Origin of the sequence: Nocardia sp. NBC_01388, assembly GCF_045040085.1 — a bacterium.
Taxonomy (GTDB): domain Bacteria; phylum Actinomycetota; class Actinomycetes; order Mycobacteriales; family Mycobacteriaceae; genus Nocardia.
Map to the genome: position 1 here is coordinate 3689692 of NZ_CP109553.1, position 20013 is coordinate 3709704.

Genomic DNA, 20013 nt, shown 5'->3' on the forward strand with positions numbered 1-20013 from the left:
AGACATGGGTGACGCCGTGATCGAACAGGAAGACCTCACGGCGCAACGCCCCGCTATGCCCGCGTTGCCGCCGACGAATCCGGGCCGCCACCGTGCGGACGATCCGGATCCCACCCCTGCCTGGGCGCAGTGGCTCGATGAGGACCACACGCCCGACAGCGAGGCCACCACCCGAATTCGGCGGGTCACGTCCGCGGAAGCCGATCTGCTGTCGGATGATCCGATGGCCCCGCTGGTGCTGGCGGCCCGGGAACGCGCGGCGCAGACGCGGCGGCGGCGCGAGATACGCGAACGTGCGGCGCTGGCCGCCATCGTGGCGGCGGTGCTCGCCGTGATCGCGGGGATCGTCTGGGTGAAAGTCGCGCCCGGAGACGATTCCGCATCGCAGGCCGCGCCCTCGCCGACACTGGTTCCGGCGGTGCCGAATCCGAACCAGCCCGCCGCCCCGGGCGCCTGGTGCCAGGCCGTCGAATCCGCCGATCGGGTGAGTGGTTCCAGCTCAGGCAATCTCAACACCGCGCCCGGTGTCATCATGCATCTGGAATACGCCTGGTATGTGCTGCGTGATGCCACCGTCGTGCGCAGCCTGCTCACCCCCGATGCCAAGGCCGCGCCGGAACAGGCCACCCGGGACGCGATTTCGGCTGTCCCGGCCGGAACCCAGCACTGCGTCACCATCTCCCGGCTGCCCGCCGATCACTGGGATGTGAATATCGACGAGCGCCGCCCGGACGGCACCAAGAACACCTGGCAGCAGACCTTCACCACCACGACCGGCGGCGACGGCCGGGTGCTGATCAGCTCGATCATTTCGTCAGGCGGGTGAGCGATGGTCGATATCGACGATCTCATCCGGCGCGTGACCGAACCGCCCGCCCCGGAGCCAGGGCCGCGCACCCCCACCGGATCGCCGACCGATCCGGTCCCGCTGCATGGCGGACAGGGCCGCCTGCTGCGGGCCGTGCTGCCGTCGGTGCTGGTGCTGGGAGGGTCCGGATCGTCGGGATCGTCGACCACCGCACTGGGATTGGCCGCCGCGGCGGCCGTGGACGGTGAGGGTGAGATCTGGCCGGTAGCGGTGGACGCCACGCTCGGCGGCGGTGATCTCGGGCTGCGCGGCTGTGATGCCATGCCGGCGGTGAGCACCGTGCAGAACTGGCTCTCCGCCGAGCATCCCGAACTGCCCTCCACCGTCGGCGCGTGCTCGGGTCAGACCACCACGGGGGTGCGGGTGCTGAGCCGCAGCCCGGATCCGCTGCCGCGCCGGGAAACTCTGGTTTCGGTCGCGCGGCATCTCGAAACCGCCGGACTGCTGGCCGTTTTCGATGCGGGCGCACCGGTGACCAGCCGGCTCGCCGCTCCCCTGCTGTCGGATCCGCGCGTGGGCCTGGTGATCACCGTCGCCGCGCGGCCGGATGCGATCAATCGGCTGCAACCCTCGCTGAGCTGGCTGGACGAGCACTTCAGCGAATTCGTCGTCGGCGATGCCGTGATCGTGCTGACCGAACAGGTTCCGGACTCCGGCGCGGCCATCCTCGAGCATGTCAGCGCCCATCTCGGCTCATGGGTGCGCGCGGTCATGCTGGTGCCCTTCGATATTCACCTCGCCGGAGGCGGGCTCATCTCCTGGCACCGGCTCGCGGCCGAGACCCGCGACGCCTACCTCGCGCTCCTCGGGGAGCTGCGATGACCACCCTGAGCCTGCCGCCGGTGCCCATGTGGCATCGCGCCGTCCCGAATCGGCCCGAGCGGCCGCCGCTGCTGTGGCTGGTCGGCGTGCACGGCGGCGCGGGTGTGAGCAGTCTGGCCGCCAGCATGAGCTGGGCCGGTGATGCCGGGCAGCGCTGGCCCGCGCGCATCGGCTTCGGCGCGGATATGGATTCGCCGCTGGCAGTCCTGGTGGCCCGCACCCATATGCACGGGCTGAACACCCTGCATCGCGCGCTCGTCTCGCACGAGCAGCAGGCCACCCCGGCCGGCAGTGAACTCGTCGGGATCATCACCGTCGCCGATTCCGCACGGCCGCTGCCCATGCCCGCCGAAGAGCGCCGGCACGACGCCGAGAACCTCGCGCACGAACTCGGCGCGCAGACCTGGCGGCTGGGCTGGCTGGAACAGTGGCGCGCCCTCGAACCGCACGATATGGCCGCGTGGATACCCGACGTCAACAGCTCCCCGCTGGACGACGGCGACCCCACACGCACACCGCCTCAACCGGTTCGGCTGCTGGCCGAGCAGATCCTGACGTCGGCCCGTACGGCCGGCGCACGGATCACCGCCCGCGCGCACCCAGGCGCGCAGAACCCGAGTCCATGATCTGAACGAGGTGCGGCGTGGTCCGGAAACTGCTGCTCATCACTACGAGCGTCTGCCTGTTCACGGCAGCGACCCTCAGTGTGGCCGACGCGGGCCCACCCGATACGAGCCTGGCCATCGACACCTGTCCGGCGCTGTACGCGCTCGGCATCCAGGGCACGGGTGAATCCTCGCCCGATGCGGCCGTCACCACCGACACCGGAATGCTGTCGACGGTGTTCCGGCCCATGATGTCCGAGGCCAGCGATGCCGGGTTGGTCGACCGGGCCTATGTGCCCTATGAGGCGTCCTTCGGCGGGGCCGTCTCCACCGATAAGACGACGTACTCGAAATCCATCGGCGACGGTCTGAGCACCTTGCGGTCCATGGCGAAACAGGTCGCCGATCGCTGCCCCAATACCCGGCTGGCTATCGCCGGGTATTCGCAAGGCGCACATGTGGCCTCACTGTTCGCGCAGGAGGTCGCCGGGGGCACGGGCGTGGTGACGGCCGATCGGATCGCCGCGGTCGCGCTGTTCGGTGATCCGACGCGCGCCGCCGGGGCGTCGATGTTCCCCGGCAAACCCGGGCAGAAGCGGCCCGATGCCGCGCCGGGCACCAATGGTGAAGCGGTGGCGAAACTTCCGCCGCCGCCGCAGTCCGACCAGCCTCCCGCCGGATCGGGGATGGGGACCGCGATCAGCAACAGCTCGATCAGCACGATCTCCAGCACGCTCACCACCGATGGCGGCACGGGTGCGGGCACCGCCAATTTCGGCAGCCTCAGCGGGCGGGTCGCGAGCTTCTGCGCCGACGGGGATCTCGCCTGCGACGCACCGGCCAATGCGCCGCTGCTGCGGGCGGTGGCCAATATCGCAGGGCAGGTCGAGATTTCGGGCGGTGATCCGATCGCCTCGTTGAAATCCATTGCGGAGGCGCTGGCCTACACGTCCATCAAGACCGTCACCAATGTGGTGAACAACGATATCTCCGGGACCTCGCTCACCGATCTGTCGATCCAGCCGCAGAAGTCGCTGTCGCAGCGGATCGCCGAGGCGTCGGATCCGAACAATGCTGTCGATCTGCCCGGAGCCATGCAGGCGCTGGTCAAGGTCGGCACCATTGCCTTCAATTCCGTGGTGGCCGTGGCGAAGAGCGTGCTCACCGCGACCAATATCGCCGAGATCGCGGCCGCGGGGCTGGCCAATCCCATTGCCGGACTCGCGGTGCTCGGCACCAAATTGGTTGGCGCGGTAACCGATCTGGTGCCGCCGACCACCATCAGCAATCTGACCACGTCGGCGTTCACCGCGCTGGTGCAGAACGTCACCGACAACAAGGATCTGCTGGACGTCACCACCTGGGTGCGGTACTGGAACACCGCGGCCAAGCATGACTACACACATGCGCAGGGCGGCGGATTCGGCGACAGTCCAACACAATTCGTCGGAACGTGGTTCGCGGCGCTGGCGCACGATCTGTCCGGGGTAGCGGCGCCCGGGGCCACGCCGCGCGGCGGCAGTGACAAGCCCAGTTCCGGATTCGATTTCGCGCCCTCCAGCACGGTCGCCACCACGGCGCCGAACGGAGGCCAATTCCCGCTCGGCGGAGGCGATTCCGGCGCACCGAGCACCAGTGGTGACGCACCACTGATCACCTCGGTTCCCACCAGCGCCGCGCCACTCATTCCGAACCTCTCACCGCAGGGGACGCCATGACCACCTACGACACCTCGACCGGACGCACCGACGGACCACCACTGGGGCCGGCCGAGGACGAAGACGAGCACACCGGCAATTGGGCGGACTGGATCGCCAGTGCGCCCGCGCCGGAACCTGCCCGGTACGAAGAGGATTCGGGCTACGACGACTACTACGACGACGATGACGAGCCGGAGGGTTACGAACCCGCCCTGCGGCCGCATCTGGGGGCACGGCATCGGCGCGCGATGCTGCCGTCCAAACCGCGGCCCCGGGCGTATCCCGCCTGGGCGGCACCACTATTGGGGGTGCTGGCGGTGCTCGTGGTGACCGCCGCCGTGGCCGTGCAGATCGCCAAGGTGAGTCCGGCCGACGACAAGCGGCCGATGCCGACTGTCGCCGCGCCCCCGGCGGCGCCCACCTCGTCGGCGGCCGCGCCTGCGGCAGCCGATAATCCGGCGCTGTGCCCGAACGAGATGAACGGCACCACCGTGCGCGGCAATGGTCCCGGCAGTACTCGCACCGCACCCGATGTCATCCTGGCGCTACAGAATCGCTACTACGTGGAACGCAACGGCCAACGGGTGCACGAGATGTTCGCGCCCGATGCCACCGCGCCCTCGGTGGCCGATATCCAGGCGGGCATCGACTCGATTCCGGCCGGGACCACCTACTGCGTGCAGATCATGCCCGGGCCGTTCGCGGGGCAGCAGATCATGGTGGTCAGCGAGACGCATCCGGACAGCTCGCGCAAGGTCTGGCCACCGCAATTGGTGCTGACGTCCACCACCGGGGATCGCACGCTCGTGTCGTCGATCGTGCCCTTGCCGGAGAACACCACACCGCGTTAGAACCGCGGTTCGGAGCATGGGAAAGGGGGCGGTTTGGTGGATGGGCAGCGCGTCGGCTAATGTCTTTTCTCGCACGCCGGACAGCGCCGCAAGGCTCCGAAGGACGCGCAAGCGGATGTAGCGCAGTGGTAGCGCATCACCTTGCCAAGGTGAGGGTCGCGAGTTCGAATCTCGTCATCCGCTCAACACGAACCAAGGTTCGTCTCTCCCGGGACGCGAGTTCTGTCTGCTCCACTTCGATGATCTCTCTCGCCGATAGTGCGAAAATTCCTCGTATACCAGACGAAAGTCCCTCCCGCGCAGCAGATCTCAGGAACATTCCCGCGCATGTCGCCAGGTTTTCGGGGTAACGTTATGCGGGTGACTCCCATGCTCAGCGCCTTCCACGACACTGTGCTCGTTCATCTGAGCAGTCCCGTGCTGGCTCAGATCAGCAATCCGACGCCCGAGACACCGCCGGTGGCCGACAAGCTCATGAAGCTCGTGCGGTATTTCACCTGGTTCGTGCTGCTCTCCGGCGTTATGGGCATCACCTACGCGGGCGGTCGCTTCGCCTGGGAGAAGTGGTCCGGCAGCGGGCTCGCCTCGCCGAAGATGGTTGCGGGCGCCATGATCGGCGGCATTATCGCCACCAGTGCCGGCACCATTATGAACGCGGCCATCGGCTGAGTCTCTGACCCTCGCCGCGAAAGCTGTCCAACTGTCATCGGCTGGAACAGCTTTCGCGCAATACTGACGCGCCATGTCAGAAGACAGCGCCATATCAGAAGACGAAGCCGCGCAGCGCCAGGAAGCGCAGGCCGCCGACCACCGCCATTACGGCGATCATGGCGGTCGCCTGTGCGATCTCGCCCAGGCCCGGGGCCCAGAACTCCAGACCGGCCAGCGCTGCCGTACTGATCAGCAGGCCGATCATGGCCAGCGCGCCGCCCTCCCACTGTGCGCTGAACCAGCTGACGCGTCCGGCCGCGCGGAAGGTCAGCCGGCGGTGCAGCTCGTTCGCGATCATCGTGCTGACGATCGAGCCCGCGATATTGGCGACCATCGGGCCGATTCCGTTCATGGCCATGAACAGCAGGACATAGGCGATATTGCTGGAACCGCCGACCAGGGCGAAGCGGATCAGCTGAGCGAAGGCGTGATCGCCGCGCAGATACTGCGAGACGCGGGCCAGGCGGGCGAGCCACTGCGCGCGCAGCACCGGGCCGGGACCGACCGTCAGGTCGATGCCGGAGAGGATCGACTTGTCTCCGAAGGCGTTCCCCATTCCGGGGGCTGCGATTGCCGTGGTGTTCACATGGATACTGTCGCCAGAGCGGCTTACACCGACCTGACGCCGAACTGACACGGCGCTGGCGCGGGTCTGACCAGGGGCGCAAGGGCGGGAAGCCATCGCCCCCACGCGCGGTCGGCGGCGCCGTGGATCCTCGGTCGGTGGCGCGGCGAATCCCAGATCGGTGGCGCGGCGAATCCCTCGTCGGCGGCACCGCACATCAGCGATCGTGCGCGCCGGCGCAGGTTCGCTACGGCTGGCGAACGTGAGTGTCCGATTCGTTCAAGACTTATGTCGGCGCGGAAGCGACGCTGGACCGGGCGTATCCGGTTCGATGAGCGGGGTCTATCGGCGGCGGTTGAGGATGTGGAGGCGGTCGGTATGAAGGTGAATATCGGGGCTGTGACGCTGGGCGTGCGGGATGTGGATCGCTCGTTGTGGTTCTATCGGGAGGGGCTCGGGTTGCGCTCGGAGGCGATCATCGGCACCGAGTACGTGCGCGACCAGGACAATCCCGGGGGTGCGGTCGCCATGTTCACGCTCGACAGTGGGCTGATTCTGTCGCTGTACTCGCGTGATGATTTGGCGCAGGACGCCGGGGTCGCTGTCGAACGGGTCGCTGGTTCACCGATGAGCCTGGGGTACTTCGTGGACAGTCGCGAGGAGGTGGACAGCACCCTTCAGCGCGCTCTCGAGGCCGGAGGCACCGTGGTGCGGGCGCCGCTCGAGCGACCGTGGGGGATTTATGCCGGGTACTTCGGCGACCCCGACGGGCATCTGTGGGAGGTGGTCTATTTCCTGCCGGGCAGTCAGCCGGGCTGATCGACTCTCTGCCCCGAGAGCTGTCTCCTCCCGCTAGGACTTGGCTCGTGCGTTGATCTCCCGGGGCTCGAGCACATGTGTGTTCGCCCCGGAGGCCGCCACGGCGATCATGGCTCGGCCGATCTCCCGATTGTCGTTGACCGCGTTCGGCGCCAGTCGCTTGAACAGCGGGATCAGCGGTCCGGTGATCGCGTACGCGACGCGATAGAGCGGGGTCCTGGAGATGACGCCGTCCATCGGCTGCACGAATCCGGGCCGGAACATGTACGCCTGGAAGGGAAGTGCGAGCAGGTCGTTCTCGGTCTTCCCCTTGACCCGGCCCCACATGGAGCGACCCTGCTCGGTGCTGTCGGTGCCCTGCCCGGAGACGTAGATGAACACCAGCTTCGGGTTCACGGCCGCCAGTGTGCGACCGACCTTCAGCGTCAGGTCGTAGGTGATCCGGCGATAGTCCGCCTCTTTCATGCCGACCGACGAGACGCCGAGGCAGAAGAAGCACGCGTCGAACTCCGCCAGCTCACCGGCGATCGCGGCGAGATCGGTCGGATCGGGCTGGACCAGCTCGCGCAGCTTGGGGTTCTCGATCCCCAGCGAGTTGCGCCCGACGGCGAGCACCTGCTGCACCCGCTCGTCCCGGAGGCACTCATTGATCACCCCCTGCCCGATCATGCCGGTCGCGCCGAAAAGGATTACCTTCATGCGAGGCATCTTGCCTCAGCGGCAAGAGGATTGAGGGGATCTGCCGATCGCGAGGTTCGCTGTCAGGGTCTGAGGGCGCGCTCGCTCCCGCAACTGAGAAGGCGCCCTGTTCGGTAAGGCGTCCGGGGTAAGATCGACTGGCAGCGTGGCCATCGTAGTTCGGGTCCGCACCCGAGAGGCTCGACGGTGGTTCGCCAGATCGAGGGATGCGCCGATGTCCGACCTGCGCACGTACGCAGCCTTGACCGCAGTACCCGCACTTCTCGCGTTCGGATCCGGCACGGCCGCAGCACAATCCGCCGACCTCCCCCGGCCTGCGACGAGTCTGCTCGAAATGCCCACCGCAGCAGCGGATCCCAGCTCCCCGCCTCCTGCACCCGTGGCCGTCCAACTACCGGAGGGCCTCGACCCCCAGCTCCGCGACCAGGCCCAGAGCTATGTGGACGGTGTGCAGCAGCAGATCACCACCGCCTACAACAACATTGGCTTCCCCCAAAGCGAATCCGACCGCCGCAGCACCTCCACCACGGCGGGAGGAGTCCTCGGCGCCCTCATCGGCAAGGTTGCCGTCTTCCCACTCGAGATCGTGGGATGCGGAGTCGGCACAGCGGTCGGCGCCGTCGCCGGTGCCGTCATCGGCGCCCTCCCGACCGTGGGTGCGGGCGCCCCCGTCGGCGCGGCGGTCGGCGGCGTATCCGGCTGCCTGCTCGGCGGCCTGGCAGTAGCCATTCCCGTAGACATCGCCGGCCTCGTCGGCGGCGCAGTCATCGGCGGACTCGCAGGTAGCGCATTGGGCTCCGGCACCGACCCAGCCCCGGCCGCCGCACCCATCCCCGACGCGAACGCCCAAGCCCCCCAGTCCGATCCGCCGGAACCCGCCCCCATCACAACGGCGGTCGACGCCGTCGCGGCCGGCACCAAGCCCGCAGTCACCTCCCTGCGAACCGCGATCGCCGCAATGTCCCCACTCACCCCCGGCGCACTCGGCCCACTCACCCAACCCGCCAACGACCTTCTCGCAGCGGTGCAGGCAGCAATCTGACGGTATTCGGCCGCGTTGCCACGGTGAATACGGAGGCACGAACACACTGTCGTGCCGATTACAGGACACGGTGCCGGTTGCGCGGAGCTCGGGACGACCTCGAACTCGGTGCCGACCGCCGGCCACCGGTCTGCGGAGTCCTGCGGTGCCGAAGGATTCTGAATCTCGATCCAGCGGCTGCCATAGATCGTCGATGACGGTGACTGGTGACTGACCGCGCTGTTAGAACTGGCCGATGAGGGCTTCCGAAAAATCAGCGGGCCAGGACTTCCCGGAACTGGTCGCACACAATCCCTTGGGTCGTCACCGCGGATCGGGCTGCGCCTCCGAACTACTGTTGGTCACGAATTACCGACTGTCACAATCGCCGGATTACACTTCCGTCATGGTGTTGCAATTGTCACCCGGCTGAGAGCGGTCAGCCGCATTTCCATTGCCCGGCAATATGTGTCGCGGTAGTCGTACCCGGTTCCCCCGGACCGAGCCACCCATCGACCGTGCCACCCTTTCGATCAGCATCGAGTGTGATCGAAATCGGCGGGAGCTGCTGCCGCGGCGCGGCCTCCTGTCCTTCGATGAACAGTTCCAACCACCCCGACCGAACTTCCGTCGGCTGTACTTTCACCACACCGTGGCCGAGCCTGACAACCAGAGCAACGCGATGTGCTGCAACGTCACCGACAATCGTCGCTAGATAGTCGTATCGGATCTCACGGTCAGGTCCAATGCCGATATCGGGCATAAATTCAGCGCACTGCGTTCTCGTCGGCATCAGATCGATGGGCTGACCGCCGCCCTGCCGAAGCTTCGGCAACGGATCGCTGGTCGCCACGGCGGCAACCGCCACCGCTCGATCCAGCTCACCCGAGATGCTCCCAGTGAAGCTCAGTTGCTCAGGCACATCGGGCAACGCCGGCGGCCGCTCCGCCGAACCACAGCCTGCCGCAGCGCAAATCACTACCACTGAGGTAGCAACCGGCCCTACCCGCCAGAACAATCCCCAACTCACGAGACTAGGTGTACTGGCCATGGCCATTAATCGGAAGCCTCGGCAACAACCCGACACGCAGGCATCGCGGCGATCAGGACGATCCGCTCCGGAGTGAAATGGGCGAGCTCAACAACGTGGAGCGCCGCTGACCGGTCTTGCGACCGATGGTGTGCAGCTCCAACGCCTGCATCGAGCCGAGCCTGTGCGGCCAGCGACCGCCGGTCAGCTTCAACAAGGTTCGGTGTCCGTTTTCCAGCGCCCACGCGCCGCTTTCCGCAACCCAATCGGAGGTCTTCTGTTTGTCGCCCATGGCCTCTCCCCTTCAGTTGGCCGGCATCTTCGCGAGCTTTGTGACTGCATCATGTGTGGCAGCTCTGAGTCAATGACTGGAGCTGGTACGAGCCAGAACACCCCGTATTGCCGAATGCAGCGCATCGGTCTGAGGTGAACTTCCCCTGCAATCCATGGCCCTCAGGGACGGGTTTCCGCAAATCCACGCGCGACTTGCACGAAAAGTTCACCGGGACCGACCGAGGAACGCGAACATCCGCTATTTCCCGCATGCCGCGCTGTTCGGAACGGCCAGCGCGGGGCCTCGGGAGATCGACGGGCAGAGCATCGTATGAGTCATACGCAATGAGCATTCATTCCGAAAGACTTCGTCTTCGTTGGCAATTCGCGCTCAGATGTATCACCAAGTGAATCGCTCGGGGTGCTTCTCTGCTTCGGCCTGGACCTTTGCGAGTTGCGTGGCGAATAGCTTGGCATGTCCGCACTGCAGGCACACCACCGCATGCAATGCCGAAAGCGGCGGCCCCCATTGCTGGCGGCCGATCGGGTGTATTCCGATCAGGCCGCCCACACCGAGGTTGCCGACCTGGGGGCCGCCGCACAACTCACACCGCGGATGCCGTTGCCCTCGAGCTCTGGTGCCCTGTGCGTTGGACGGTGCCTGTTCAGGCGTCGGATCTGTCATGTTCGAGATCATTGCCGACGAGTGCGTGGCGCGCCTGCCGAACGAGCCTGGCCAGACGTCCACCTTCCGAGGCCCGCCAGCTGACCGAACCAGCCAGCGGGCGGTTGAAGGGCAGCGTCACCGCCGCCGAGCGCTACGCCAGAGACGGGACCACCGGCCTCTTCGAGGGCATCACGCCCCGAGTCGATTCCATGGACGCCGCTCCCGGCAGCCAGGCGCTCGCAGCGCATGAAGTAGCCACGATGACGCGCACGCGAAACGCAGCGACATATTGAAGTACAGGCTTTTCAATTTGTACGCGCGGGGACTCACTGCGCGGTTACCGTCGGAGCGGCACTCAGGTGCCGGCAACGACTACTCCAACGGGAAAGTACAGATGAGGCAAATGAATTGGGCCGCCGCCGCGGTGGCCATGCTGGCGATACCGGTCGTCGCGGCGGCAACGGCGTCGGCCACGGTCGACAATGTGAATCTGACACGGGTCTACACCGGCATCGGCGAATGTGAAGGGGCAGGCAATACCTGCACGATCTTGGTTACCACCAGCGGCGCGGACGCCCTGGCACCGGTCACGGTCACCTTGGACGGGCAGAACGTCGGCACCTTCACCCCGCAGGCCGGATCCACGGCCGGCACCGGGATCATCCAGTACGTCTATCACTCGAAGCTTGCCGAAGGCATCTATAACCTCACCGCCACGCAGGGCTCGTCGACCAAGTCCATGACAGTGCAGAACTGCGGCAGCCAGCCGACCGGCAGCTCCAGCGCCTCGGCCCAGTGCACCGGAAACGATGTTCTCGGCGCTCTTTTGATGCCACTGATCATCCTCAGCGGCTCCGGGCACACGCAACTCTGACCGACCCGTTGGGACAGTGGAAGGGACCGAGTGCAGTGGTCGACGCCCCCTGCCGCGAAAACGGCCGGTCATCGCAACACCTGCGATGACCGGCCGCCAGGCAGCTCCCGAACGCTCAGGTGAGGTAGACGGCCACACCGATTGTTGCGGCACACGCCAGGGCCAATGACTGCAGGGTGCGGTCGCCCAGCACGATCTCCTCGGGTTCACCGGCGCCGGCCCCATCGACGTCGACCGCGTAACGCAGGATGCAGATTGTGAAGGGAATCATCGAGATTGCGAACCACGGGTTGTCCCTGTGATCGGGCTCGAACGCCCACAGCCCGTAGAAGACCACGACCGCGGTGCCCGACAAGGTCCAGACGAAACGTAGATAGGTGGGTGTGTAGTACTGCAACGACTTACGAATCTTGGCGCCGGTGTCCAGCGCGAGTTTCAACTCGGCATAGCGCTTGCCCGCCGCCATGAACAGCGAACCGAACGCCGCGATCAGCAAGAACCATTGCGACAGATCAATACTCGCCGCCGCGCCGCCGGCAACCGCGCGCAACAGGAAGCCCGATGACACGATGCAGATGTCGAGGACGGCCTGGTGCTTGAGACCGAAGCAGTAGGCCAGCTGGATGCCGACGTAAGCAGCCATTACCACGGCCAGCTGCCACGTCGCCAGGAACGAGAACAGGATTGAGGCCGTCAGCAGCACCACCGACAGCGCGTAGGCCAGACGCGCCGGAACCACCCCGGCGGCGATCGGGCGGAAGCGTTTGGTCGGATGCGCTCGGTCGGCTTCCACGTCGAGCGAGTCGTTGACCAGGTAGATGCCCGACGCTGCCAGGCAGAACACCACGAACGCGATACCGATGTGCAGATCGCGCGTGAGATCGGAGATGGCAAAGGTGTCGGTACCCGGAATCGTGCCTGCGGCCAGCGGTGCGGCCAGCACCAGAACGTTCTTCACCCACTGACGCGGCCGCAGGGCTTTGACCAGGCCGCTTGCCAGAGTCTTGGGCGGGCCGATGAAGACGGCCTCGTCGAGTTCGATGGTGGTCGGCTCTTCGCTCATATCAACGTGACTGCTTCCTATGGCGCGGAGGAATCTCTTTCCGCGGGGCGAGCATTTGCGCTTCGACGGCTCCGCGATTGTGTCGACCCGCAATACCGCCGACGACATACTCCCAAACACTCCCCTGTATGTCTTGGGGTCAATTGCGATGATCCGTCGGCGGGACGTCGCCTGAATTCGAATCATGATGGCGTACAAGGACTTCCCGGAGAGCCTGTCCACTCAGCGACTCCGGCTGCGGCGCTGGCGTCCCTCGGACGCACAGGCGCACCGGGCATTGTGGGCGGAGCGCGATGTGCGGGCTCTGCGAAGGATCGACGCGGACGGGCGGCCGACGGTCGAGGAAATGCGTGAGTGGTTGGTAGCCAACCCTCTTGGAGCCGATCCTGGTCTGGGGTTGCTTCCCATCGAGCTTCGAAACACCGGCGAGTTCATCGGCTACTGCGGTCTGATCGTCGGCCAAGCGTCGTATGACGAACCGGAGATCGCCTACGAGCTTGCCCAGCGAGCCCACGGACGCCGGTATGCCACCGAGGCCGCCCGGGCAGTTGTCGAGGCCGCTGCCGACACGGGACGACGGCGATTGTGGGCGACGGTGCTGGAATGGAATACCGCTCCGTTCCGCGTTCTGGAGAAACTCGGCTTCGACCGCAGCGGGCGGGTCGATCTGGATCCCGAACGCGGTGACTCGATCTGGCTGACACGCGAACTCGATACGCCGGCTGTGTAAATGCAGGCGTGGCAGTTCATCCCGGCCAGACATGTCCAATCGGCTCGAACGCACTCGATTGCCGCGAGCCGCGCTGACTGAACCGGCCGGCGCAATGCATCGGAAGCTCAACCAGCAGCATCCATCGACATGGCCCGAACCGCTTCGGAAGCACAGGGGTTCGCCTCGGGGACTGTGATCTTGAAGGTTGATTGCGAGAACGTGCCGCTGATCGGCGATGATCGTCGAGTTCATGTTTGCGAGTGTTCTCAGGGGAATGTGCTTGATGAAGTTCATGGGTAAAGCCGTTGTCGCGGTCGCGGCGCTGGGCTTTGCGGCCGGGTCTGCGATCGGTGCCGGTGCGGCGAAAGCGGCCGATACCGCACAGGGGTCGGAGTTGTTCGGTGCAATCGCCTTCAGTATGCAGGAGTGGAACTACGGCACCAGCGTCGATGCGGTGAGTGGCGAGGCGGCGGTCGACGAGGCGCTGGACAGCTGCGGCTGGGATGGCGCTACCGATTGTGTTGTCCTGGTGCACTGGGCCGATGGCTGCGGTGCGCTGGTCTACACCAGCGATGACACGAGCCATGGCGTCGGCGCGGGTGTGGGCGATGACCGAGACACCGCGCTACGCCGTGCGTACATCGGGCTGGCCCGCCACTATCCGCGAGCGATACTTGCCGATACCGGGTCCGCGGAACTGTCGCAGGCAGAAGTCGTGGAAGTGCTCTGCACCTCGAACACGTGACTCGCAGCCCGGGGGATGGCGCCCGGTGTCAGCTACACGGGGGCGAGGGCGTGACGCGATGTGTGGTGTGAGCGCTGGGATGGTCACGAGTTCGGCACTCCTGCTGGTCATCTCGTTGGTCGGTACCCTGCTGTGGCTCACGGTCTTTCACTGCTCCCGCCACACGCGTTGAGCTACCCACTGTGGGAAGCGATACGCGAAGCCATGGACAACGCCGGATACTGAACCGCCGATCCTCGGCATCCCCGGGCTGGCTCGTTCGATCAGCGCGGTCAAGGGCGATTGAGCGCGTTCTGTACGCGGTACAGCCTCAGTTCTGCGTCGGGTTCGGGAAGGCACAGGCGGGGGTGCCGCCGGGGAGGCGATGCCGGTTCTTGGCGACGAGGCGGTAGAGCCCGGCGGCCCGGTCATATCCCGCCCCACGTCAACCCTCTCGATCTCGACCAGCGGAGATGACCGTACCCGGTGCGGCGGACAACTTCCGTGCCCATCTCGTCGCCACGAGCTGAATGTCGTTGGGCCCCTCCATAATTCCAAGAGGTGCTGCGGCTCATGCTGAAGGGCGCGGTGCGAATAGGCCACCCGTGCTGCCGGAAGAACAACGGGCAGCGGAGATCTGGCGCCGGGCAGACGCACTGATCTGGCAGGGATCCAATCCTGGCACCAGTCTCGAGCTGGCCGAATGCCGGATGTGTAGCCGGCAGTGTCGTGGTTGCAGACAACCGCGCTGACAGGAATCAGCTCCTGCGGTTGAGCAGCCCTGGAAGCGCGCCACATTGCGCCGGCTAGGGCCTCAGCACGATTTTGCCGTGGGTGTGTCTGCGTTCGAGTTCGGCGTAGGCCTGGCGGACCTGCGTCAGCGGGTAGACGTTTGCGATCGGGACTTCGAGGTGTCCGTCGGCGATCAGGCGAGCCAGTTCGGCGAGGGCCTCCACACCCTGCCTGCCATGGGGGCCTGGTTCGGTTTTGACCCCGTACCTTGCGGCTGCTGGGAAATCGATGAGGGTGTCGATCCGGTCGATTGCGACCCCGAGACCGAGGGCCAGTTCGACGTAGCCGTCGCCGTAGGTGTCGATGAAGGCGTGGATGGCGCCCGGGGCGGCGGCCTTGATCCGGTCGGTGACGCCGTCACCGTGGGCGACGGGGATTACGCCGTGGCTTCGCAGCCACTCGTGATTGCGCTCGCTCGCCAGGCCGATGACCGTGGCTCCGGCACGGCGCGCGAGCTGAACGGCGATCGAGCCGACTCCCCCGGCCGCTCCGGAGACGACGACGGTCTCGCCCTGCTCGAGCTGGACGGAATGCACTGCGCCCCATGCGGTTACGCCCGCAATGTATAGGGCGCCCGCCACCTCCCAGGGGACGTTCTTCGGTTTGGGGGTGAGGTTCGTGACGTCGACGAGGACCAATTCGGCCTGGGCGGACCGCTTCTCGGAGAATCCGATCACCTCGTCGCCGGGCGCGAATCGGCCGGCTCCGGCGCCGATCTCGGCGACGACCCCGGCGAGATCGCTGCCCTGCCCGGAGGGAAACGTCGAGGGAAAGATATGCGTCATCGCGCCGATGCGTAGTGCCGCCTCGCCGGGGTTGATGCCTGCCGCTCTCACCTGCACGAGGACCTGCCCTGCCCCGGGCACGGGGCGGTCGACCTCCTCGATCCGCAGGACGTCGATGCCGCCGAATTCGTCGTACCTGACAGCCTTTGTCGTGCCCGTCACCACTGCACTGTTCCCTCGTCATCGAAGAATCCGCCGGTCGGTCCGCCGTCGGGCAGGGTCGCGAGGTGAATCGCGATCGCCGCACCCTGTTCTGGTGTGCGGACACCCTGGAAGCCGTTGAGGTCGGTGGCGGTGAAACCGGGGCAGCCGGAGTTGATCAGGATGTTGGTGTCGCTCAGGTCCTTGGCGTATTGGATCGTGAGGGCGTTGAGGAAAGTCTTCGACGCCAAGTACGCGGCGGGAAGCGGGCCCATGTCGATGCCGGGTGTGGTCTGCACGGCGAGCGAGCCGACGCTGCTGGACATATTGACGATTCGCGGTGAGGCCGAGGCGCGCAGCATGGGCAGCATCGCGTTGGTGACCCGGATGACGCCGATCACATTGGTTTCCACCACAGTTCGCACGATCGCGGGCTCGAGTGTGGTGGGCGTCTGTGGCATACCGCCGACGATCGCGGCATTGTTGACCAGAACATCGAGCCCTCCGGCGTGGTCGGCGATCAGCTCGGCCGCCGCGGCCGCACTCGCGTCGTCGGTCACGTCGAGCGGCACACCGAACGCATCGATCCCGGCCGCGCGCAGCTTCTCCACCGCGGTGTCGCGACGCTGTCGATCCCTCGCGCCCACACCGATTCGCCAGCCGAGGGCGCCCAGGCCCGCGGCGATCTCGTATCCGATTCCCTTATTCGCGCCGGTCACCAGCGCGATCGTCCGTTCACTCATGCCTTTGATCATGTTGCGGGCTCGGGTGTGCCGTCCAAGACCGATTGGGTGGGCGGCGATACCGCACGGGTATCGGTCGTGGTGAGCGCCGGATACGATGACACGGTGGAGACGCGGGAGTTGCGATATTTCGTCGCCGTCGCCGAGGAATTGCACTTCGGCCGGGCGGCACAACGGCTCTCGATGGCGCAACCACCGCTGTCGCGGGCGATCCAGCAGCTGGAACGACGGCTCGGAGTTGTTCTGCTGCACCGTAGTTCGCGCGCGATCACGTTGACCGAGGCCGGGTCGGTGCTACTGCGGGAGGCCCGGCTCGCACTCGAAGCGGTCGAAGCCGCCGAGCGCCGCACCCGCCGGGCGGCTGCCGACCGGCCGGGTATGGTGCTGGCCACCAAGGCAGGAGCGTCCAGCGAACTGTTGGCGAAGCTGCTGGACGCCTACGCCGCCGAGCCCTTCGCTGTCGCGGTCGAGGTGATGCTGTGCGGGCCCGGCGAACCGGAAAGGCTGCTGCGCAACGGAAGTGCCGATGTTGCTCTGCTCCACCGGCCCTACGACACGACCGCCGGACTCGACACCGAAGACCTGCACACCGAACGGCAGATCGTGGTCCTGCCCGCGGGGCACCCCTGCGCCAACCGAACCCACATATCGATGGCCGAGGTCGAAGCCCTGACGGACCTGCCCTTGCCGCGCTGGCCCCGACCGGATGGCAGTTATCCGGACGGCCCCGGCCCGCAGGTTCGCGACCACACCCAGTTGACCCAGCTGATCACGCTCGGACGGGCCTGCGCGGTGATGCCCGAATCGCTCCGCGCCCAGCTGCGCGACGATCACGCCATCGTGCCGGTGCCGGACGCACCGGCGGTCACAACCGTCATCGCCTGGCCGCCGCACAGCAGATCCACAGCCGTCGCCGACCTCGTTCGTACGGCGATTCGCCTCTAGCCGACAACCATCCGCGGTCACATCTCGAGTCGGACGGTGCGCCCACTCCGGTGGGGTGCAACCGGCCGAGGAGGCGGTTATCGGTCGGCTGTTGGCCCAGGTGAGCAGGGTGAGACCTCTGCCCGCGCTCCACGGCCCCTGCGGGCTGCTCGGCGACACCGAACCTCCCGCCACACTCGCCACCGAGACGAAAGGCCGTCGCTACGGTGGAGCGATGGCATCGGTGAGACAGGTCCAAGTCACCTTCGACTGCGCGGAACCTGAGCATGTCGCTCGGTTCTGGAGTGAGGTGCTGGGGTACGAATATCAGGGTTCGGCGTGCGTTGATCCCTCGGGTGTGGGCCCGCGGCTGTACTTCCAGCGGGTTCCCGAAGGCAAGGTCGTCAAGAATCGGGTGCATCTCGACGTGCGGGTCGGCACCGGGCTTGGGGGTGACGAGCGCCTGGCCGCGCTCGAGGCCGAATGCGCACGACTGGTTGCGCTCGGCGCGGTACGCGTGCGGCTGCTGCGCGCCGATGGCGTCAATGAGTCGTGCCTGGTGATGCAGGATATCGAGGGCAATGAGTTCTGCCTCGACTGAGTGCCACCCGCTATTGGAGGCGGATATCCGTAGTGGCCAGGCCGAAGATCTTGCGGCCGGCGGACTTTGCGAGGAGAACGACTGTGGCGCTTCTGGTTTCCGGGTCGACCGATTTGATTCGGCCGCTGAATTCCACGTCTCCGGCCGAGACCGCTTCGACGACGGTGTAGTTCGACAGGCGGGCTGTGTACCGGATGATGGCACCGGGGTCGCCGAGCCAATCGGTGACAAAACCGGCGCCGAGGCCCATGGTGAGCATGCCGTGCGCGATGACATCGGGGAGGCCTGCCAGTGCGGCGACCTCCTCGTTCCAGTGGATCGGGTTCGCGTCGCCGGCGACTCCCGCGTAGTTCACCAGGTCGCCGCGGGTCAGCCGGACGGTCCGGGCGGGTAGCTCGTCGCCGACGGCGATGTCCTCGAAGCGGATTGCGGTGTGCGGCAAACGCGTTCGCGAGATGTGCGAGGAGCGGGGCGCGGGCTGATCCGTCGTCTCGGGTCCGGCGTATGGCGACAAGGGCGCGACGTCCACACCGCTCATGACCACACCCTCGATGGCATCGCTGATATCGGCATCGACGTCATCGCTGGTGATGCCGACGAGCGTGGTGTGCATGATCTGCACGATCTGCCCGGATCGGTCCGTGAAGGTATTGGTGACTGTGAGCAGGTCCCTGCCCGCGACGCGGCGGACCGAGGACAGTTCGACATCGACGGTCAACCGGTCACCTGCCACGACAGGCTGGTGGAATTCGAAGACCTGGTCGGTGTGCAGGAACGTGTCGTAGCCGGTCATGACGTCCTCGAACAGCACACGATTGGTCCGCATGGCCACGATCGAGGTGAAGGTGGTCGGCGCGACCAGACCGGTGTATCCGAATTCGCCGGCGGCGGATTCGGTCCAGTGCGCTGGATGGTAGGCCCGGACAGCTCGCGCGTATTCGCGGATCTTCTCGCGGCCGACCTCGTAGTAGTCATCGGCGCGATAGCGGTAGCCGATCAGCCCGGCTACGTCGAATGCTGTCTCCATCAAGGCTTCCCTTCATCGTTCGAGCGGCTCCGGATCCGGAGAACCGAATTCAGGAGCGGGAACCACTCTTCCACAGGGAGAGCACGCCTGCCGCCGCGCAGGGCGGTGTTCGGATCGGGCAGTGCGCGCGGTCCGAAGGTCAACGGGCTGAGGACATCTCAGGCCGCAAGGCCAAGGCGCCGCGGTCGACCCTGGACGATCATCGATTGGGCGGCCGTGAACAACACGTTTCCGCGGTGGCGGTTGCGGCAGCCCACAGATTCGTCGTGAACGCCGACCTGGATGATGGGACGCATGCTTCCCACCGACCATCTGGCCCAGGCAGACAGTCGCCCAGCGGTGATCGACACGCCCCTCGGCACCGTCGGGTTCTCGCTCACGCTCGGATCGGACGCGCTACCCGCGGCGCCGAATACGCTGTGGTGCTTGCCGAACGGGTCACATCTGCACCGTTGGCAGCATCGCACCGCGACGGTCGATCTGCTGATCGGAAGCATCGAGGTGCCGGCCTGGGACGGCGGCGCGCCGGTGCCGGTGTGGGCCGGAATCTGGCAGGTGCAGGCGCGGGCGCGGGTATCCGGACTGGTCGTCTCGGCCGAAATGACCGATCTGCCCGCTGATGCCTTCGGCGGTCAGGACTCCGGCGAATGCCTTGCGGCGGTGAGTGTCGAGAACGAGCACTTCATGGTGTCGATCGGCGGGCCGGATTCCGAGCTGCTCGCCCTGCAGGCGGCGGACGGACGGCTGATGCCCACCAGCTGGGCGCGGCAGCTGCCGACCGATGAGGATGACTCCGAATACGGTGTGCGGTACGCGGATCCGGCTCGGATCGCGTGGCATCTGCCCGGGTTGGCCAGCACGGAAGTGGCTCGGCTGTGCATTGCGACCGCCTGGTGCCCGCGTGATGATGATCGGCCCGCGGCGTGGTTCGCGGTCGATATTCCGCTCGATACCGCGTATCTGCAGCTCATCGCCGATCCGGCCTGATCGGCGACA

General features: G+C 66.4%; 21 protein-coding genes, 1 tRNA gene and 1 pseudogene. 15 read left to right on the top strand and 8 right to left on the bottom strand.

Annotated elements, in window-relative coordinates; all coding sequences use genetic code 11:
* Positions 1 to 4 precede the first annotated feature (4 nt).
* The 7 genes from OG716_RS18275 (at position 5) to OG716_RS18305 (ending at position 5515) form a co-directional block, all read left to right on the top strand.
* Positions 5 to 826, top strand: coding sequence for a hypothetical protein (locus OG716_RS18275; RefSeq protein ID WP_405138763.1), 822 nt, complete (start codon positions 5 to 7; stop codon positions 824 to 826).
* 3 nt (positions 827 to 829) lie between these two features.
* A complete protein-coding gene (locus tag OG716_RS18280) occupies positions 830 to 1690 on the top strand; it encodes a hypothetical protein (protein WP_405138764.1) in 861 nt (286 codons plus the stop codon).
* The gene (locus OG716_RS18285) at positions 1687 to 2316 is read left to right on the top strand and encodes a hypothetical protein (protein ID WP_405138765.1); all 630 of its coding nucleotides are present in this window, start codon (positions 1687 to 1689) and stop codon (positions 2314 to 2316) included. Before OG716_RS18280 ends, OG716_RS18285 begins: the two co-directional genes overlap by 4 nt.
* 17 nt (positions 2317 to 2333) lie before the next feature.
* Entirely contained in the window at positions 2334 to 4013 is a 1680-nt protein-coding gene (locus OG716_RS18290; RefSeq protein WP_405138766.1) for a cutinase family protein, read from the top strand.
* Positions 4010 to 4846, top strand: coding sequence for a hypothetical protein (locus OG716_RS18295; RefSeq protein ID WP_405138767.1), 837 nt, complete (start codon positions 4010 to 4012; stop codon positions 4844 to 4846). The genes OG716_RS18290 and OG716_RS18295 overlap by 4 nt, the downstream gene beginning before the upstream one ends.
* A gap of 111 nt (positions 4847 to 4957) precedes the next feature.
* Positions 4958 to 5029: transfer RNA gene (locus OG716_RS18300), tRNA-Gly, on the top strand.
* A gap of 186 nt (positions 5030 to 5215) precedes the next feature.
* Positions 5216 to 5515: a hypothetical protein gene (locus OG716_RS18305; RefSeq protein WP_327146498.1), complete on the top strand. Its 300-nt coding sequence runs from the start codon at positions 5216 to 5218 to the stop codon at positions 5513 to 5515.
* 94 nt (positions 5516 to 5609) lie between these two features.
* Here OG716_RS18305 and OG716_RS18310 read toward each other — a convergent pair whose 3' ends face one another.
* Complete coding sequence (locus tag OG716_RS18310) at positions 5610 to 6113, bottom strand: GtrA family protein (RefSeq protein WP_405139736.1); 504 nt, start codon at positions 6111 to 6113, stop codon at positions 5610 to 5612.
* A gap of 387 nt (positions 6114 to 6500) precedes the next feature.
* On the opposite strand from OG716_RS18310, the gene OG716_RS18315 reads away from it, so the two are divergent.
* The gene (locus tag OG716_RS18315) at positions 6501 to 6941 is read left to right on the top strand and encodes a VOC family protein (protein WP_405138768.1); all 441 of its coding nucleotides are present in this window, start codon (positions 6501 to 6503) and stop codon (positions 6939 to 6941) included.
* 33 nt (positions 6942 to 6974) lie between these two features.
* Here the strand turns inward: OG716_RS18315 and OG716_RS18320 are convergent, their stop codons facing one another.
* Positions 6975 to 7640 carry an epimerase gene (locus OG716_RS18320; RefSeq protein WP_405138769.1) on the bottom strand — a complete coding sequence of 222 codons (666 nt, stop codon included), beginning with the start codon at positions 7638 to 7640 and terminating at the stop codon, positions 6975 to 6977.
* Between the two features lie 214 nt (positions 7641 to 7854).
* Between OG716_RS18320 and OG716_RS18325 the strand changes: the two genes are divergently transcribed.
* Positions 7855 to 8682, top strand: coding sequence for a hypothetical protein (locus OG716_RS18325; RefSeq protein WP_405138770.1), 828 nt, complete (start codon positions 7855 to 7857; stop codon positions 8680 to 8682).
* 418 nt (positions 8683 to 9100) lie between these two features.
* Here the strand turns inward: OG716_RS18325 and OG716_RS18330 are convergent, their stop codons facing one another.
* Entirely contained in the window at positions 9101 to 9583 is a 483-nt protein-coding gene (locus OG716_RS18330; protein WP_405138771.1) for a hypothetical protein, read from the bottom strand.
* Between the two features lie 170 nt (positions 9584 to 9753).
* Positions 9754 to 9983, bottom strand: a pseudogene (locus OG716_RS18335) (nitroreductase family deazaflavin-dependent oxidoreductase); the annotation flags it as partial.
* Positions 9984 to 11025: 1042 nt separating this feature from the next.
* Between OG716_RS18335 and OG716_RS18340 the strand changes: the two are divergent.
* Positions 11026 to 11505, top strand: coding sequence for a hypothetical protein (locus OG716_RS18340; RefSeq protein WP_405138772.1), 480 nt, complete (start codon positions 11026 to 11028; stop codon positions 11503 to 11505).
* Between the two features lie 115 nt (positions 11506 to 11620).
* On the opposite strand, the gene OG716_RS18345 is transcribed toward OG716_RS18340, so the two are convergent.
* Entirely contained in the window at positions 11621 to 12568 is a 948-nt protein-coding gene (locus OG716_RS18345) for a decaprenyl-phosphate phosphoribosyltransferase (protein ID WP_405139738.1), read from the bottom strand.
* Between the two features lie 184 nt (positions 12569 to 12752).
* Here OG716_RS18345 and OG716_RS18350 point away from each other — a divergent pair, with 184 nt between their 5' ends.
* Together OG716_RS18350 and OG716_RS18355 are read left to right on the top strand one after the other, a co-directional pair.
* Positions 12753 to 13298, top strand: coding sequence for a GNAT family N-acetyltransferase (locus OG716_RS18350; protein ID WP_405138773.1), 546 nt, complete (start codon positions 12753 to 12755; stop codon positions 13296 to 13298).
* 265 nt (positions 13299 to 13563) lie between these two features.
* Positions 13564 to 14025, top strand: coding sequence for a DUF4189 domain-containing protein (locus OG716_RS18355; RefSeq protein ID WP_405138774.1), 462 nt, complete (start codon positions 13564 to 13566; stop codon positions 14023 to 14025).
* A gap of 785 nt (positions 14026 to 14810) precedes the next feature.
* Here OG716_RS18355 and OG716_RS18360 read toward each other — a convergent pair.
* Both OG716_RS18360 and OG716_RS18365 read right to left on the bottom strand, forming a co-directional pair.
* Positions 14811 to 15746, bottom strand: a complete 936-nt coding sequence (locus OG716_RS18360; RefSeq protein WP_405138775.1) for an NADP-dependent oxidoreductase — start codon at positions 15744 to 15746, stop codon at positions 14811 to 14813.
* Positions 15740 to 16465 carry an SDR family NAD(P)-dependent oxidoreductase gene (locus OG716_RS18365; RefSeq protein ID WP_405138776.1) on the bottom strand — a complete coding sequence of 242 codons (726 nt, stop codon included), beginning with the start codon at positions 16463 to 16465 and terminating at the stop codon, positions 15740 to 15742. The genes OG716_RS18360 and OG716_RS18365 overlap by 7 nt, the downstream gene beginning before the upstream one ends.
* A 27-nt stretch (positions 16466 to 16492) precedes the next feature.
* Between OG716_RS18365 and OG716_RS18370 the strand changes: the two genes are divergently transcribed.
* Together OG716_RS18370 and OG716_RS18375 are read left to right on the top strand one after the other, a co-directional pair.
* Positions 16493 to 17410, top strand: a complete 918-nt coding sequence (locus OG716_RS18370; RefSeq protein WP_405138777.1) for a LysR family transcriptional regulator — start codon at positions 16493 to 16495, stop codon at positions 17408 to 17410.
* A gap of 214 nt (positions 17411 to 17624) precedes the next feature.
* Positions 17625 to 17990 carry a VOC family protein gene (locus tag OG716_RS18375; protein WP_405138778.1) on the top strand — a complete coding sequence of 122 codons (366 nt, stop codon included), beginning with the start codon at positions 17625 to 17627 and terminating at the stop codon, positions 17988 to 17990.
* Between the two features lie 10 nt (positions 17991 to 18000).
* On the opposite strand, the gene OG716_RS18380 is transcribed toward OG716_RS18375, so the two are convergent.
* Positions 18001 to 19017: a fused (3R)-hydroxyacyl-ACP dehydratase subunits HadA/HadB gene (locus tag OG716_RS18380; protein WP_405138779.1), complete on the bottom strand. Its 1017-nt coding sequence runs from the start codon at positions 19015 to 19017 to the stop codon at positions 18001 to 18003.
* A 294-nt stretch (positions 19018 to 19311) separates the two neighbouring features.
* On the opposite strand from OG716_RS18380, the gene OG716_RS18385 reads away from it, so the two are divergent.
* On the top strand, positions 19312 to 20004 hold the full coding sequence (locus OG716_RS18385; protein WP_355120881.1) for a hypothetical protein: 693 nt from the start codon (positions 19312 to 19314) through the stop codon (positions 20002 to 20004).
* Positions 20005 to 20013: the final 9 nt, after the last annotated feature.

Coding starts and splice junctions, on each gene's coding strand:
- OG716_RS18275 (WP_405138763.1), top strand. CDS start 5: ATGGGTGACGCCGTGATCGAACAGGAAGACCTCACGGCGCAACGCCCC.
- OG716_RS18280 (WP_405138764.1), top strand. CDS start 830: ATGGTCGATATCGACGATCTCATCCGGCGCGTGACCGAACCGCCCGCC.
- OG716_RS18285 (WP_405138765.1), top strand. CDS start 1,687: ATGACCACCCTGAGCCTGCCGCCGGTGCCCATGTGGCATCGCGCCGTC.
- OG716_RS18295 (WP_405138767.1), top strand. CDS start 4,010: ATGACCACCTACGACACCTCGACCGGACGCACCGACGGACCACCACTG.
- OG716_RS18305 (WP_327146498.1), top strand. CDS start 5,216: ATGCTCAGCGCCTTCCACGACACTGTGCTCGTTCATCTGAGCAGTCCC.
- OG716_RS18310 (WP_405139736.1), bottom strand. CDS start 6,113: ATGGGGAACGCCTTCGGAGACAAGTCGATCCTCTCCGGCATCGACCTG.
- OG716_RS18315 (WP_405138768.1), top strand. CDS start 6,501: ATGAAGGTGAATATCGGGGCTGTGACGCTGGGCGTGCGGGATGTGGAT.
- OG716_RS18320 (WP_405138769.1), bottom strand. CDS start 7,640: ATGAAGGTAATCCTTTTCGGCGCGACCGGCATGATCGGGCAGGGGGTG.
- OG716_RS18325 (WP_405138770.1), top strand. CDS start 7,855: ATGTCCGACCTGCGCACGTACGCAGCCTTGACCGCAGTACCCGCACTT.
- OG716_RS18340 (WP_405138772.1), top strand. CDS start 11,026: ATGAGGCAAATGAATTGGGCCGCCGCCGCGGTGGCCATGCTGGCGATA.
- OG716_RS18345 (WP_405139738.1), bottom strand. CDS start 12,568: ATGAGCGAAGAGCCGACCACCATCGAACTCGACGAGGCCGTCTTCATC.
- OG716_RS18350 (WP_405138773.1), top strand. CDS start 12,753: ATGATGGCGTACAAGGACTTCCCGGAGAGCCTGTCCACTCAGCGACTC.
- OG716_RS18355 (WP_405138774.1), top strand. CDS start 13,564: ATGAAGTTCATGGGTAAAGCCGTTGTCGCGGTCGCGGCGCTGGGCTTT.
- OG716_RS18365 (WP_405138776.1), bottom strand. CDS start 16,465: ATGAGTGAACGGACGATCGCGCTGGTGACCGGCGCGAATAAGGGAATC.
- OG716_RS18375 (WP_405138778.1), top strand. CDS start 17,625: ATGGCATCGGTGAGACAGGTCCAAGTCACCTTCGACTGCGCGGAACCT.
- OG716_RS18380 (WP_405138779.1), bottom strand. CDS start 19,017: ATGGAGACAGCATTCGACGTAGCCGGGCTGATCGGCTACCGCTATCGC.
- OG716_RS18385 (WP_355120881.1), top strand. CDS start 19,312: ATGCTTCCCACCGACCATCTGGCCCAGGCAGACAGTCGCCCAGCGGTG.